Here is a 14992-nt window from a genome sequence, read left to right on the forward strand (position 1 = left end):
TTCCCATATTGTCTCATTAAGAACGCATTTGTATACTGGATTCGTCTTTGTGAGAGAAGTGTCAGCGTTCGCCTTTGTTTTCGGATTCTTACCATTGGACGGTATTATATGAATTCAGAAGAATCCGAAAACAACAGCGATCGGAAGAACATTCGTATGCGAAAGCGACACCGACTACAACAGTCCGAGCTGCGTCAACCGCTGGCGCATGGCGGCGCCGGCAATGGCTGGATGGTAGCGGGAGAAGATAGTCCGGGCGGCAGCTGCGCCAAGGTGGATGCCAGTTTGCCTGTCGCGAGCAAGAAGCTGCATGTAATAGGCCGCTTGCTCTAAGTCTGGATCGGCCCATAGGCTTCCAGCGCGATAAGGGCCAATCGTGTCGGAGATCGGAGTTAGCCTAAAGCCGACGGGGAAGCCGTTGCTGCTGTTCAGAAAGTCGGTGCTTCCCGACCAGTTCGTTGCAATGGCAGGCTTGCCGCGAACCATCGCTTCTGCGATGCCGAGTCCGAAGCCTTCCGACCGGTGCAGCGAGACGTATGCATCGCATTCGCCGATAAGCCCGCTTGTTTGCTGCCGCGTCATGCTGGCCTCAATAATATAAACGTTGCTGCAGCCGACGATTCGTTGTTTTAAATGCGCAAGCGCCGCTCCGCCGTGGTGTGCATTGTTCGCTTTCAGTACGAGACCGACCGATGGATCGCTGCCGCCGAATGCGAGCAGAAAGGCATCCAGTGCCCCGAGCGGATTTTTACGTTCAATGAAGCTGTGCGTATCGAACATGGTCATAAACAAATATCGTTCAGCTGGCAGTCCGTAATAGGCCCGGCCAGGCCGGAACCCGTCATCGGGTACGCAGCCGTAAGGCATCGTCAGTACAGGGATCGGGCTTCTTGCTGCTACAGCATCCCTTACGAATTGCGATGGCGTCCATATTTCGTGAAAATAGTTCCAGTGCGTTGTCCATTCATCCGGAAGCTCCATCAGCTCCCAATGCCAGTAGCCGACCGTAAATTTACGCTCGACTATACGATGGCCGTATTTGCCCAGCACATGCGGGAGCATGTCGGGATTAAACTGAAGCACCGTACAGCGATAAATCGGCTCATTCCGTTCAAGATGTACACAGGATTCATCGGACGGCATATTAAGGGACAAGGCATCGCACGAAATAATCGATGTCGGGACGCCGGCTGTCAGCATCGACGAGGCTTGCAGCCTGCAAGCCTCGCCAATGCCGGAGTCAGACCGGCTGAACCCGACGAGCTGCACGCCGGGCAGCCCTTCATATACAGGCTGTTGGACGGCAGGAGCGAACGCTCTGCCAACGGCATGTCGCTGTTTGCCGTTTCTCCTTAACGAACGGCGTGTGAAGCGCGCTGCCTTACCTCGTGTCCTCCCTCGGCGGCGAGCATGCTTTAATCTGTTTCGCTGCGCTCTCATAATGACATCAGCCGTTGCTTTATTCGCGCCGCCGCATGATCCCACGTAAATCTTGCGTGCATGTCAGCGGCTGCCATGCGTCCCTTCTCTGCCGCTTCCTCCCGGTGCTCCGTCACATGAAGCATCAGATGGCGCAAATGCTCGGCGTCCGGCTCGGCCCAGCTGAAGCCGGTATAGTAGACGCATCTCGCCTCGGCAGGAACAAGCCGCTTGACGCGAAGAGGATATGCGTTCGACTCATTCATAAATTCAGTCTGGCCGCTCCAGTTCGTCGCGATGACTGGCAGACCGCAAGCCATGGCTTCCATAATCGGCATTCCCCAGCCTTCACCGCGTGTCGGCAGCAGGAAGCAGTCGGCTGATCGGTACAGGCTGCTCATCCACGCGGACGGAATTTTATCATTATGAAGGACTAAAATCCGGTCTGCGGCAGAGCCGAGCCTTAGCTTGCGAATTTCGGCCGGAACATCGATGGACGAATCGTTGTTCATAATTTTGCAGACGAGCAGCACGTCATCCCGATGATAGAATGTAGACGCGAACGTTTCCAGCAGAAGCTCTGGCGCTTTGCGCTCGCCCCATTCGAATACGGAGAGGAAGGTGAATTTATCCGCGAACCTCTTGCTCCGTATACCAGGGTGAAAATAATCGGGGTCGAAGCCGAGCGGCATGACATGGATCGGCACGCGAACGCCGCTTTCCCGGAATGTCTGGGCATTGAAATGTGTCGGTACCCATATTTCATCCATCTGATTGCTTTGCTGCACCCAGTCACCTGGCAACCCGTTTACTTCAAGCATCGTATAGCCGATTTTATAACGACCCGTATTTTTGTAGAAAACATCTCCTTGCCCATATACAATCTGAACGCCGTCGCCCGCGTAAGGGCGTTTCTTGAACAAATTAATTCGCATATCGTGGCCGGTGTCGGGCTCGTCGATCGGCATAGGTGTTCCTTCTCCATACAAGTATTGGTACGAGACCTTCATATGGTTGCGGTCAAGCGCCAGCATTAAGTTTTTGGACGATTCCGAATAGCCGAAGATCGGCAGATAAGCGACCGAATGCCAGTTTACGCCGCGCTCATAACGCGCCTCTAATGCGGCATGCCATTTCGTCCGGAACACCTCTTTGGAGCGGTTATACATAGCCCAGAAGTCAACGCCGTTCACGCGAGTCGAAGTATTGTGATAATGGTGCAGCGTTACCCTTCCGTCGCAGACAACCCGATACCCGGCTGTAATAGCCTTCAAGCAGTAATCCGTGTCTTCAAAGTAAGAGAAATAATCCGGATCGAGAAAGCCGATGCGCTGAATCACTTCCCGTTTGATATAGGCGCATGCGAATATGACACCTTGAACGTCACGGATACCGTTGTATTGGCGGACGTCAGCTTCTTCTCCACCGATCTGCTGGCCTTTTAAATTATCAGGCAAAATATAGGAGCCGGCATGGTGAAGCTGTCCTTCCGGGCCGTGCAGACGGCAGCCGACAATACCGATGTCATGGGACTGGTAGGCGGTTTCCTGCATTTTGGACAACCAGTCTGCTTGCTCGGTCAAAATATCATTGTTCAGCAGTACGATATCGCTGTCCGGGCGGGCGTGAGGGAGCGCAGCATTGTTACCAGCTACAAAGCCGATATTGACGGGATGCGTAATAAGCTTTATCCAAGGGATGGTACGCAGGTAGTCCACCGTACCGTCTGTGCTGCCGTTGTCGAAGACGATGACGTCTATCATTCCTGGCTGAAGCGTACGCTCCAATGTTTCGATACATCTGCGCGTATAGTCCAATCCGTTCCACGTTAGAATGAGGATCGAGACGGGCCGGGCAAGTGGACGCAAGTCGGCTGTTGGACGATCGGGATCGGACAGGCCGGGATTAAAGGTGCCGTATTGAGGATCTCGCTCATAGCGTTCCCATACGGGGATGCGAGATCGGATCGGCCAAGCTCTACGGAGTCTGTTGTTCCGCCGGCTCGAACGCTTCCGACGGCGCAGCCATGCGCGTCGGCGCCGACGCGAGGCGGATGGTATCCGTCTGCCTAAACGGCGTGCCCGCGCGGCCGTCCGCCTGCTTCGTGAACGCGCTCTACCGCTTAGTGAGCGGCGTTGTCTTCTCTGCTTGCTCCGTTGTAGTGCTGTAGCGGTTGCCATTATAGATCATCCCCCCTTAGTGGTTTGTCAAACCTGCTTAGGACGATTAGGTATTAGCCAGCTCAGTACGCCAGTAATTGAGCAAATCCAACATCGTCTGCTCGAACGGAATTTCCGGCTTCCATCCGGTATGGCTCATAAACTTAGAAGCGTCCCCGAGCAAAATTTCGACGTCGGAGGGGCGCATGCGTGCGGGGTCCTGCTCGACCTTTACTTGCACGGTAGACATCGATAGGAGTAAGTTGAGCATTTCTTCGATAGTTACGCAGCTGCCTGAGGCGATGTTGTAGCATTCGCCCGGTGTTCCTTTCTCCAGCGCCAGCCAGTACGCTCTGACGACATCCCGTACGTCGGTAAAGTCCCGTTTCGCCTGCAAATTACCAACATGGATGACAGGAGGGCGCAGGCCAAGCTCAATTTCAGCGATTTGTTTAGCAAAATTAGAAGTGACAAAATTTTCTCCCCGCCGCGGGCCAGTATGATTAAACGTTCGGGTGCGCACGACCGGAATACCATAGCTTCGGAAGTATTGGTACCCCAAATAGTCCTGCGCTACTTTGCTGACGGCATAAGGGCTGAGCGGACGAATCGGATTGTTCTCATTGATCGGCACCTCATGGACATGCACCTCGCCATATTCTTCGCTGGAGCATGCAATTTGGACCTTCGTCGGCAGATTGAAACGGCGGATTGATTCGAATAGATGAATTTGGCCGACGACGTTGTTATGGATCGTATCGATTGGGGAATTCCAAGAGGTTGGGACAAAGCTTTGCGCCGCGAGATGGAATACGTAGTCCGGTCTTTCAGTGTCCATTAATTGCTCGACAGAAAGCGGGTCGCGCAGCTCGCACTCGATGAGCCGGACGTGAGGAAGAAGGTGCTGGATATGATTCATTCTGCTCCGCTGACGAATCGTACCGACGACTTCGACGCCTTCCTTCAGCAAAAACTCTGCCATGTGGCTGCCGACAAAGCCGCTAATGCCGGTTATTAAAGCTTTCAATTAGATCATCACCTCGAGGATTGATTAATCCAATATTTCAGGCGGGGCTCTTCGGATCGGTGGCAGACGAGCAAGCCATGCGCAGTCGAGACGACGATCAGGTCGGATACGCCTATTAGAAGCGTCTCGGTCTCGGCATATATGGTGTTACCTTCGCTGTCTACCAGACGGACCGGTCCTTGTTGCACGTTGCCGGAGCTGTCTTGCGGCATATGCCGGCGAAATGCCGACCAAGATCCGATATCGTCCCAACCGCAATCGACTGGAATGCACCAGATGGACTCAGCCTTCTCCATAACGGCGTAATCGATGGATAGCTTTGGCATGGCGGCATAGGCAGAGGATGGATTATCTGGGTAATCCTCTAGAGGCTTCCATAGCTGCGGAGCGGATAGCGCGATGTGATAAGCGATCGTCGACGGCCTCCATACGAAAATACCGCTGTTCCACAATACATTGGGTTTCGAGAGCAATTGGACGGCAGTAGCGGCATCAGGCTTCTCCAAAAACCTTGCGACGCGGTGAACGTGAAAATCAGCATCCGGTGCTTCATAATCGCTCAGTGGTAAAGCCTCAAGCTCCATGTAGCCGAATCCGGTATCGGGACGGCTAGGGCGAATGCCAAGCGTCACGATGGCCCGCGGCTCTTGTGCAGCTTGGGCAGCACGGTCGATTGCAGCAAGAAAACGAAATTCATTGTGTATAAATTGATCGGCCGGTACGAATACGATCGGGGCATCGTCATCTCTTGCAAGCATCGAATGAGCCGTGAAAGCTATTGCTGCGGCTGTATCTTTTTGTTCCGGCTCGATAATTGTTTGCTCCGGACGAAAGCCGGGCAGCTGACTTGATATGATCGGCATATAAATACTCGGGGCTGCAATGAACAGACGATTCTCTGGTACAAGCTTTCGGAAGCGGGCGACCGTTTGCTGCAGCAGTGTTTCGCTTGTGATGAACGATAAAAACTGCTTCGGCACGCTCTCGACGCTTCGAGGCCAAAATCTTGTTCCTTTGCCGCCGGCCATTATGACAACATTCATTGAAATAGACCACCACCTCCAGTCGCGAGACGTACCGTACCGACATACGAAGGGTGCAGTTCTCACGCAAATGTTATGCCGTTGTATTCAGATGCGAAACGATCACGTAACGGCATTTGTACGGGCTGACGGAATGCCTTGGAGGGCTTGCGATTGCGGCGTTAACCATGATTTACCTGTTTCGGTGCCTTGCTGGGTGTGGTATTGTTTAACGCGAGCCGAAACTAACGTGCGGGGGAGATTTTTGGAGATCGTTCAGCATCAATGTATGAGGTGCTGCAACTCATTTCCTCGGGGTGAATCGCTGGATATGACGTCCATGCGTAGGGTGACTCCTCATCCGAATCCGACAACTAACCTCGTAGGCGTATTTACAGGAGGATAATTGGATATGACTTTGGTTAACAAACGCTTGAAACAATGGGCACGAACGGCTGCAGCTGCAATAGCGGGCATTTCGATCGCCTGGTCGGCGGCGTCGGCCGACGCTGCTTCGATTCACATCGCTTCGAAAACGACAACATTCTGGACATTGGCTAAGTATTATGGACTTTCTATAGACCAGATTGCTTCTTCGAATCCGAATGTGAATCCAAACAATATTGCAATTGGACAGCGGCTCGTCATTCCGGCGGCGACCGCAGCGAAGACGATGGCAGCGGCTGCTTCTGTGAAAGCAGCTTCGATCGGCAACGGAGAAATTATTGCTGGAGGCAAAACGTACGGCGTGCTAAAAACGGTTCAAGCGAAGGCTACTGCTTACACGTCGGCGGCATCAGAGAACGGAGCTTGGGGCGCGGTTGATTATTTCGGCAATCCGCTTAAGGTCGGTACAGTCGCAGTCGATCCGAGCCAAATAAAGCTCGGAAGCAAGCTGTATATCGTCGGGTATGACTATGCTGGGCTTCCAAGCGGCGGCATGCTTGCAACGGCATCGGATGCAGGAAGTGCGATAAAAGGAAACCGTATCGACATTTTCGTCAACGGCACAACTACCCAAGCGAAAAAATTTGGCATTCAGTATGTGAAGGTGTATGTGCTGAAGTAACATTCGAGATTATACAAAAGGGATGTCCATATCGGCCGCCTGCAGTGCGGCGTATGGGCATCCTTTTTGTTTTGGGCATGCGAGCTCGCGAGAGCGTAAGCGAAGGCTGCGGTGAATAGGTGCCGAAAGGCACCTATTTTCTTCCCGCAGAAGAGCCGAGCAGCTCCGGGATCGTTACGAGCTCGTAGCCTTTGGACTGGAGCAGCCGGATGATGCGGGGGAGCGCTTCGACTGTGCCGGACAAATCTTGAGTTGGACCGCCGCCAGCATGCTGCAGAATGATTGAGCCGGGCTGAATCGTTCGGCGGATATTCAGGATAACGTTTCGGCTGCGGAGGCTTCGCCAATCGACAGAATCGACATCCCAATTGACGACGACATAGCCGTTGCGTTTCGCCCACTGAAGCTGTTTCGGCCGTACTTCTCCGTACGGGGGGCGGATGAAGCGTGGGCTGTATCCGATAAGCGGCTTCAGCACAGCATCTGTACGGACAATTTGGCGGCGGAATTGCTCTTGCGACAGCTGCGAGAACAAGGCATGGCTGTAGGAATGATTCCCGACGGCATGGCCTTCCTTCGCCATTCGTTTGACGAGCGCTGGATGGCGGGCGGCCAGCGATCCAAGAACAAAAAATGTGGCTTGGACATGATGACGAGCCAATACGTCGAGAACCTTGCCAGTATAGCGAGGGTCTGGTACGTCATCGAACGTCAGTGCCGCTTTTCGTTTGTTGCGGGGGCCGTGCGTGACGAATACACCGGGGTAATGCTTCTCTAGCGTGACCCAGCTTATGACGGTCCGCCGTCTAGGTGCAGACACTGACACCGATTCAGCCCCTTCTCCGGCAGATGTCAACGCTGGCTCCGCAGCTGCTGCCCACGCATAATCATTGCGATGTTTATGGGCAGGGCGGACTAGGAGCTCGTCGATATACAAAGGAGATGAGGCAGGCACTATAGGAACCATGATGTGAAGCAGCAGGATGACTAGCAGTAAACGCAGCAATGACGGTAGCTTCATTAGAGTTCTCCCTTCGGATCGGAGAGACTGTACAACGTACGATACTACTTCATTTTCCCCCTTATTCGACTAAAATATGTATGGTTCGTGAAACGATTGCTTCGTGTGGACGTATGACGTACATGTTGGTTGTGAGAGGAGGAGCGGGAACGAATGAACATGGTTGATCGAATGCGTCGACCTGAGAAGCTTACATACGCTGAATGGGACAATCATCTTCAGACAGTCGTTCGGACGGACTCCGTCTGGGACTTCCGGCAAAGGAGCTCATTCGTCGTCGGCATGGTATTACGGCAAGGGCTATCGCTCCAAATCCTCAGCAGTTGATAAGCAATCGGAATTTTATAAATCGCGCAGCGGAATTGGCAAAAGCAGCGGCTTCTTCAGCGGTGGAGGTTGACTGTTAATGATGAACGACAGGTTGAAAGCGGCAGGCCGAATGGCAGTCCCGTTATTGCACGCGCGCCAACAAATTTTCGCCGGGGAGAGGGAGCGGATTGTACCCTACCATTACATGTACGGCAGCCCTTATTGTTTGTCCGCTTTCGTTCCGTACACTCCGGAAGAAGTGGAAGTTGTCCGGGCTTCTTCGGAGACAGTCGACCGGATCTATCGCAGCGTGCTTAGATTCGTACAGCGTTCTCTGCCTGATGCATTCCTCATTCACCGTCTAGGTATCCATCCTGCTATCGTCCCTGCGGCTCGCTGCGAAGTACCATACCACGTGCTCTCGCGGCAGGATTGGCTGCTCGGACAGGAAGGGCCGGTATGGATAGAAAATAATACCGATACTCCGACAGGTGTGCCGGAGGCTGCATATCTGGCCGGTTCGCTGTTGGCAGAGTATGCTGCTGACAGGAAGAATCCGTCGGATGGAATGAATAAATGTTTGCAGCGAGCACTGAGCCAGATCGTCGGGCATTACCGCTCGCTCGGCGTTAACGGGAAGCTTGTTTTTAGTTCTTTGGATTGGCAGGAGCATCCGGAGGATGCGGCCAATACGGCTTACGTTATGGAGCAGGCAAAGCAGGCAGGATTAGAGGCCGAATTTGCGCCGTTCCGAGAGCTGGAAGTGGTTGAGGGGGACGGAATGTATTGGCGCGGAGAACGAGTCGGGATCTGGTATCGGCTGTATCCGCTCGAATTGCTGGCGGATGATCGAGACGAAGAGAGCTTTCCGATCGGCGAAGAGGTACTGCGGCTTGCAGTTGCAGGTCGACTTGGGCTCATTAATCCTGCGCAAAGCGCCATTACGCAAAGCAAAGGCTTTCTGGCGCTTCTATGGGCGCTTGCTGCGGCCGATGATGTGGAATATGATCCATCATATCCTCTAACTCCCGAAGATGCTGCATTCATTCGCCGCTATTTGCCAGATACGTATTGGACGCCGGTGGGCGATGATTGGCTGGTCGATCGTCGGTATCGCCGTGCTTAGTCTCGTTTATGTTCTGTTTGATCTGGCGACGCCTAAGTTTAAGATTTGTCAAGAAATCGCGGCAGGCAACAAGGCGGTCGCCCATTTGCTGCGCTCGATCATTGTCGGCGTTTCGCTCGTAATCGGCACCATTCTGATGTAGCTTCGAGTATAGAGCATGCGGCCCAAGGCTTGCTGTCATCATGCTCTTCTCATGTTTACTGGTATAATATACTAATTACTATGAATATTACTGGAAACTCAAAATCATTATCCCCAATCGTTATAAAGCCTGATACAATGATAGGTGTAGCTCAAGAGCTGCCGTTGCCATCAGATCCATTATGACGAGCGCAATTGTAATCGGTAGGCGTGCGAGGGAATGATGAAAGAGGAAACACTAGAGACTAGAGAATGAACTCGTCGGCTGCGTTTGAACGCTCGGGGGTTACTTGTTCTGTCGAATGAGAGCGCATTCATAGTTGGTTTTGACCTTGATCCGACATGAATGGGCAGCGATGGTGCTGCAGCTTATCAGTCGAATATTTAGGATTCCATGTGTAGCTGTAGGATTAACTTTACATTTAGCGCGATGTGCGAGAGGGGAACGTTGAGTATGCTTTTTAAACAACGAGACAGAATTGTACTTATCGGCGACTCCATTACGGACTGCGATCGGAGACAACCGATCGGCGAAGCCGGTGACGGCGGAGCGGGCAACGGCTACGTTGAGCTCGTAGACGCTTTCTTGCAATCCGCATATCCGGAGCTGAAGCTTCGGCTTATTAATGTCGGCACGAGCGGACATCGGGTACGTGATTTGCACGAACGTTGGGAAAGAGATGTCATCGACCTTAAGCCAGACTGGCTGACGATTATGATCGGTACGAACGATGTCTGGCGTCATTTCGACCGTGCGACAATGCCGGAGCTGGGAGTACCGATCGACGAATACGAGCGTACGCTCGAAGAACTGGTCGTTAGGACGAAGCCGCTTGTTAAAGGTATTGTGTTAATGACGCCGTTTCTTATTGAATCGAATCGTGACGACGCAATGCGCGCTCAGATGGACCGGTATGGAGCGGTTGTACGCGCCATCGCCGAGCGCAACGGTACACATTTCGTTGATACCCAAGCAGCGTTCGACGGCGTATTGAAGCACATTTATTCTGGTCAGTTGGCTTGGGACCGCATTCATCCGAATAAAGCGGGTCACATGGTTATTGCCCGTGCGCTACTAGATGCTGTTGGCTTTGATTACTCGAAACGCGCATAGTGCACAATATAACGAAGAGGCCCAGCTTCACCGGGCCTCTTAAGTGTACTCATTACATCTTGAAGATTTGAATCGTGCGCTGCATCTGCTGAGCGCCTTGCATCATTCGTTCCGCCTCTGCCACCACGGCTTGCACATGGCTGATTTGCTCGTTCATTGATGCTGACATTTGTTCCGTGCCCGCAGCTGACTGCTGAGTAATTGCAGAAATATTCTGAATGGCTGAGGAAATTCGCTTCGCACTCTCAAGCATCGCATCGCTTTCTTCGGAGAAGCGGGCAATTTGAGCAGCAATGAATTCAATGCTGGATGCCATCTCACCAAATATGCGCTCAGCTGATTCGATCGTCTCTGCCTGTACTTCTACCGCTTGCTCATTGATCACGATATTCTCAATAGCCTGTTTAATACCGTGTTCGATGCCTCTTACTAGCGTGAATACTTCCTTGGTCGACGTCGATGCCTCCTCCGCGAGCTTACGCACTTCTTGCGCGACAACGGCGAAGCCCTTGCCATGCTCGCCTGCGCGGGCGGCCTCGATGGATGCGTTCAGCGAGAGCAGATTCGTCTGCTCTGCGATCTCTGAGATCGCATGGGTAATTTTCGTAATGCCGGCTGCATCGCGGGCGAGCTCACGGACCGTCTCGGATACTTTGGTCGTTGCTTCGGCGTTGCTGCGCATGCTCTCCTTCTGATTGTTGACGGCTTGCACTCCCTGCTTCACGAGAGAGAGAGTTAGCTCAGAACGCTCGTTCATTCCTTTGACAGAATGTGCGTAAGCGCTTACTTTTTCTTCAATGTCACGAATCGAATCGGTCATATCAGATACTTCTGACGAAATTTCGTTAGCTCCGACAGCCAGTTCGTTGGATGATGCAGCGACTTGCTCCATCGCAATCTTCATCGTTTGGTTTTTATCGAATATGCTTAGGCTTGTTTCATTGACCTGCCGTGAAATGCTGGCCGTCTCGGTAATGATGTCGCGCAGCTTGTCAATCATGCTGTTAAAAGAATGGCCAAGCTCGCCGAGCGCACCGCTGGACGTATCGACACGCTGCGAGAAATCTCCCTTCGCGATACTGGATGCCGCTAACCGCAGCTCATAAGTCGCTTCATTCATTGCATTCTCAATGAGTTTAATGATGGGCAGTACCGCGATGGCTAGGACGATCGACACGAAGATGGATAGTACAATGGACCCTCCTGCTTTGGCAGTCAAGATGAGTAAGGCAAGGGTAAAAAGGAGAACAATAGAGTAGCAGCCGACTAAAAGCTTGTTTCTGACGGATAATGCGGAGAAACGCTGCATATAAGACCGCTCCTTTTATGTTTAGAATATACATATTATAGCACCAAAGTAGATATCGGTCTATGGAACTTGTCGAAATGAGGAAAGTCCTATTAATCTTATAGTAAATTTGGTCTATTTAATATAGTAATTAAATGCAAACGTTGTTGAAATAGTCCTAATTTTGTCATATAATGTTCTTCAGGTCCTGCTTGAATATTATAGGCCTATCATAATTATTGCTGAGTTGGGGGGAGACGAGTGTTTAATCCGGAAGGAATTCCGCTGGCAAGACAAGTAGACTATGTTTTCAGACAATTGGAGGGAGAATTAAAGAACGCATCGGCAGGGACGGTTCATATTCACGTCAGGAATAATGCGGTAGGGAAGTTCGGTGTTAAGCATCATCCGATCGAGATCCGCAACGGCGAGTTGAAGCCGGCGGAGAAGGGGCTCACGACGCAGCAGGTTGAATCGTTCCGTAAAATGGCCATTGAGGCGTTGAAGATGAAACGGAACTGGACGCACGGAGAAATTTGTTACGATTTCGCAACGCGTCCGGGTACGGGTACATGGTCGGCTAGCGTATTGTACGAATCCAATTACAATATGGCGAATCATACGGGATCATTGTTTCAGTATTCGCCGAAGAGGAATCGTTAATGAACAAAATTCCATATGGAAGAACAAGAAGGCTGCACGAGCAAAGGCGCGTGCAGCCTTCTTGTTGGCGGTTACAATTTATCGATAAGCTTGGCCACTGAGTTGCTCCTGAGCAAGCTGGATAAGGCGGCGTGTAATATTGCCTCCGATCGTGCCGATCTCACGGGTTGTCATATTGCCGTAATAGCCGTCCTGCGGCAGCTGAATGCCTAACTCTTGAGCGATTTCGAACTTCATTTGTTCGAGCGCCATTCTTGCTTGAGGTACTACGAGTGTATTGCGAGATTGTCTTGCCATAGTTGTTCACTCCCTCTATGTCTTTGCACTTTTATTATGATCATTAAGGAATGAAGTATGCAAAATTAGGGTTGAGATTTAATCAAAGCTATGAAGCGGATGTGAGTAACACTATTTATAGACAAAAATTTATTTATATAAAATTTTTGGATACTAAGAGTTTCGTCCATTTTACCCGATATTTTGGACCCATCAATTGGGTACAGGTTTGTAGTACAGATTGGGACCGCGGGATCAAGTCAAACAGCGTGGCTGAGTTATCGGCTTCTTGGCTTTAGAACAGGTTCAGTGTAACTTTCCACGTTGTTCATATGTTTCTCTGCTGCAAAGGTGTTGTCTACCGGCTTATGCGGGACTGCAAAGCCGAGAAGCAGCGGAAGCGCAAACAGGCTGTAGATAATAAGATTGCGTAATAAAGAGTTGGACGGCGTATGGCTATGCCCATGATCGTCATCGCTTGCATGAGCTTCTCCGTGGTGATACGTCCCGCAGCCGCAGGAGACGGTATGCTTGGGAGCGCACAGCATTTGAAATGCGGAGAAGGCTTGATAAGAGGCGCAAGCCATTAGTCCGAGCGCAGTTAGCTTAATCCCTTGCTCGGTTCGTGATGACACGAATAGCGACAGTTCTCCGGTGTGTTTTAAATAAATGATCAGCATACTAAAGCCCGCCAGCATAGCGGCCCGGAGCAGATAATGAGCAACCAGTGTTGGAACCAGAATGCGGTCCATCGTAGTCCTCCTTAGGAGATTGGTTTATCCGTGCAAGGCGCCGGCTATCCAGGTGGAGACATAGACGAGCACGGCGGTGAACGCGATTACCGCAAGCACGATGCGCAGCTTGAAGACGGATAGGAGCATGAGCGTATTTTTCAGATCAATCATCGGACCGAAAACGAGAAAAGCAAGCAGTGGGCCGGCACTGAACATGCTGCTGAATGAAGCGGCAATGAAGGCGTCGGATGTTGAGCAGAGCGACAGTAAGTAAGCGAAACTCATCATGAAAAGATGGGCGAACCAGGAGCTTTCGGCGACAGTGTTCAGCAAGGAGCGGTCGACCCCGGTTTGTATGACAGCAGTAAGCAGCGAGCCGAAAATTAAATATTTGCCCATATCGAAAAATTCATCCGACGCATGTCCTAGCGTGGACACGAGGCGGCTTCCGATCGATTGCTTTCCACGATCATGCACATGAGCATGAGCGTGATCGTGATGGTGGTGGCTATGCGTGTGTTCAGGTTGCTGGTGTTCAAGAGGATGATGGCTATGATGGTGTCCGTCATGGTGATCATGCTTATGAGTGCCGGCCGGGTGAGGTATAGCGTCTTTGAGCGGATTGGCTTTCATGTATCGGTGCAGGATGAGGCCGACAGTGAACGCGACGGCGAATCCGAGCAGCATCCGTTCGTAGACGAGATGCAGCTGCCCGCGAAATGCGGAGTAAGTGGAGGCGAACACAACGGGATTAACAATCGGTCCTGCCAAAATATAAGTAATGCCGATATAGGCCGGCATTCCTTTGCGGATCAGTCGGCGAACGATCGGAATCATGCCGCACTCGCAGAGCGGGAACAGCAATCCGAGCAGCCCGCCGAACGCTGCGCCGAGAACGGCGCTGCGCGGTGCAAGCTTACGAATGACATACTCCGAGATGAACACTTGCAGAATTGCAGATACAACGACACCAAGCAGCATGAACGGGAGCGCTTCGAATATGACGCCGAGAAACAGCATCGTGAAGGTATTCAGTTCAGCTGACCCGATGGAGGGCAGCGACGCTCGTCGATTGACATAGATAAGGGCAATCATGGCTGCACAGCTGGCAGTAAGCGCCGGCGGCAGCCATTTTAGCAGCCATAACCGCATAATTTGAATTCCCCCTCATTCGGGATGGTAGCAGCAGCTCCACAGGTTTTACTCGATTCCTATACCAATGGCTTGTCATAGCAGTCTATGCAGACGACTTAACATTTAGGACAGAGGTATCGGCACTTGACATTCGAAAAGCGGTGAGTATAATCGAGCTAAACGCGATGATCGGAACAAGTAAGCGGGCGTGGCTGTTCTCAGAGAACCGGTGGGTGGTGAGAACCGGTACAGTGCGCACGTCGAATGGATCCGTGAGCGGGCAGCGGAACACGAGCGGCAAGCCGGCAATGCTGACGGTGAATGAACTGCTTGTCCATGCTGACCCGGATGTTCCCCGTTACGGAATTTAAGGCACGATAACAACGACCTTAACCTAGGAAGGGTTGCTTTGAACTCGTGCGAATAAGGGTGGCACCACGGTCCCTCGTCCCTTGCGGCGGGGGCCTTTTTGTGTTCTTTGCACAATTTT

16 protein-coding genes and 1 riboswitch are annotated in these 14992 nt (G+C 51.9%); of the genes, 7 read left to right on the forward strand and 9 right to left on the reverse strand.

What is annotated here, in order from left to right:
- Positions 1–174: 174 nt before the first annotated feature.
- From PXY01_RS11760 to PXY01_RS11775, 4 genes are read right to left on the reverse strand one after another with little or no spacing between them, the layout of a single operon-like run.
- Positions 175–1440 carry a glycosyltransferase gene (locus PXY01_RS11760; protein WP_164744394.1) on the reverse strand — a complete coding sequence of 422 codons (1266 nt, stop codon included), beginning with the start codon at positions 1438–1440 and terminating at the stop codon, positions 175–177.
- Entirely contained in the window at positions 1437–3599 is a 2163-nt protein-coding gene (locus PXY01_RS11765; protein ID WP_127570104.1) for a glycosyltransferase, read from the reverse strand. Before PXY01_RS11765 ends, PXY01_RS11760 begins: the two co-directional genes overlap by 4 nt.
- A gap of 46 nt (positions 3600–3645) precedes the next feature.
- Entirely contained in the window at positions 3646–4605 is a 960-nt protein-coding gene (locus PXY01_RS11770; protein WP_127570106.1) for a GDP-mannose 4,6-dehydratase, read from the reverse strand.
- A gap of 8 nt (positions 4606–4613) precedes the next feature.
- Positions 4614–5648, reverse strand: a complete 1035-nt coding sequence (locus tag PXY01_RS11775; RefSeq protein WP_127570108.1) for a mannose-1-phosphate guanylyltransferase — start codon at positions 5646–5648, stop codon at positions 4614–4616.
- A 206-nt stretch (positions 5649–5854) separates the two neighbouring features.
- A riboswitch (cyclic di-AMP (ydaO/yuaA leader) is annotated at positions 5855–6033 on the forward strand.
- Positions 6034–6039: 6 nt separating this feature from the next.
- Between PXY01_RS11775 and PXY01_RS11780 the strand changes: the two genes are divergently transcribed.
- Positions 6040–6696: a 3D domain-containing protein gene (locus tag PXY01_RS11780; RefSeq protein ID WP_127570110.1), complete on the forward strand. Its 657-nt coding sequence runs from the start codon at positions 6040–6042 to the stop codon at positions 6694–6696.
- A 133-nt stretch (positions 6697–6829) separates the two neighbouring features.
- Here the strand turns inward: PXY01_RS11780 and PXY01_RS11785 are convergent, their stop codons facing one another.
- Positions 6830–7717, reverse strand: a complete 888-nt coding sequence (locus PXY01_RS11785) for a polysaccharide deacetylase family protein (protein ID WP_246027896.1) — start codon at positions 7715–7717, stop codon at positions 6830–6832.
- Between the two features lie 153 nt (positions 7718–7870).
- Between PXY01_RS11785 and PXY01_RS22350 the strand changes: the two genes are divergently transcribed.
- From PXY01_RS22350 to PXY01_RS11800, 4 genes are all read left to right on the forward strand, one after another.
- Positions 7871–8044: a hypothetical protein gene (locus PXY01_RS22350; RefSeq protein ID WP_164744395.1), complete on the forward strand. Its 174-nt coding sequence runs from the start codon at positions 7871–7873 to the stop codon at positions 8042–8044.
- A gap of 79 nt (positions 8045–8123) precedes the next feature.
- On the forward strand, positions 8124–9152 hold the full coding sequence (locus PXY01_RS11790; protein WP_127570112.1) for a glutathionylspermidine synthase family protein: 1029 nt from the start codon (positions 8124–8126) through the stop codon (positions 9150–9152).
- Positions 9115–9294 carry a DUF350 domain-containing protein gene (locus PXY01_RS11795; RefSeq protein ID WP_246027897.1) on the forward strand — a complete coding sequence of 60 codons (180 nt, stop codon included), beginning with the start codon at positions 9115–9117 and terminating at the stop codon, positions 9292–9294. Before PXY01_RS11790 ends, PXY01_RS11795 begins: the two co-directional genes overlap by 38 nt.
- A 453-nt stretch (positions 9295–9747) precedes the next feature.
- Positions 9748–10407, forward strand: a complete 660-nt coding sequence (locus PXY01_RS11800) for an SGNH/GDSL hydrolase family protein (protein WP_127570116.1) — start codon at positions 9748–9750, stop codon at positions 10405–10407.
- Between the two features lie 52 nt (positions 10408–10459).
- Here the strand turns inward: PXY01_RS11800 and PXY01_RS11805 are convergent, their stop codons facing one another.
- Positions 10460–11716 (reverse strand): methyl-accepting chemotaxis protein, encoded by a 1257-nt coding sequence (locus PXY01_RS11805; RefSeq protein ID WP_127570118.1) that lies wholly within the window; start codon positions 11714–11716, stop codon positions 10460–10462.
- 240 nt (positions 11717–11956) lie between these two features.
- Here PXY01_RS11805 and PXY01_RS11810 point away from each other — a divergent pair, with 240 nt between their 5' ends.
- Positions 11957–12358 (forward strand): O-methyltransferase, encoded by a 402-nt coding sequence (locus PXY01_RS11810; RefSeq protein WP_127570120.1) that lies wholly within the window; start codon positions 11957–11959, stop codon positions 12356–12358.
- A gap of 78 nt (positions 12359–12436) precedes the next feature.
- On the opposite strand, the gene PXY01_RS11815 is transcribed toward PXY01_RS11810, so the two are convergent.
- From PXY01_RS11815 to PXY01_RS11825, 3 genes are all read right to left on the reverse strand, one after another.
- Positions 12437–12655: an alpha/beta-type small acid-soluble spore protein gene (locus PXY01_RS11815; protein WP_127570122.1), complete on the reverse strand. Its 219-nt coding sequence runs from the start codon at positions 12653–12655 to the stop codon at positions 12437–12439.
- Between the two features lie 257 nt (positions 12656–12912).
- Positions 12913–13386, reverse strand: coding sequence for a DUF1980 domain-containing protein (locus tag PXY01_RS11820; protein WP_127570124.1), 474 nt, complete (start codon positions 13384–13386; stop codon positions 12913–12915).
- Positions 13387–13410: 24 nt separating this feature from the next.
- Positions 13411–14520, reverse strand: a complete 1110-nt coding sequence (locus tag PXY01_RS11825) for a permease (RefSeq protein ID WP_127570126.1) — start codon at positions 14518–14520, stop codon at positions 13411–13413.
- A gap of 167 nt (positions 14521–14687) precedes the next feature.
- Here PXY01_RS11825 and PXY01_RS11830 point away from each other — a divergent pair, with 167 nt between their 5' ends.
- Positions 14688–14873: a hypothetical protein gene (locus PXY01_RS11830; protein ID WP_127570128.1), complete on the forward strand. Its 186-nt coding sequence runs from the start codon at positions 14688–14690 to the stop codon at positions 14871–14873.
- The last annotated feature ends 119 nt before the right edge of the window (positions 14874–14992 follow it).

Origin of the sequence: Paenibacillus xylaniclasticus (assembly GCF_004001065.1) — a bacterium.
In the GTDB taxonomy this organism is placed as follows: Bacteria; Bacillota; Bacilli; order Paenibacillales; family Paenibacillaceae; genus Paenibacillus_T; species Paenibacillus_T xylaniclasticus.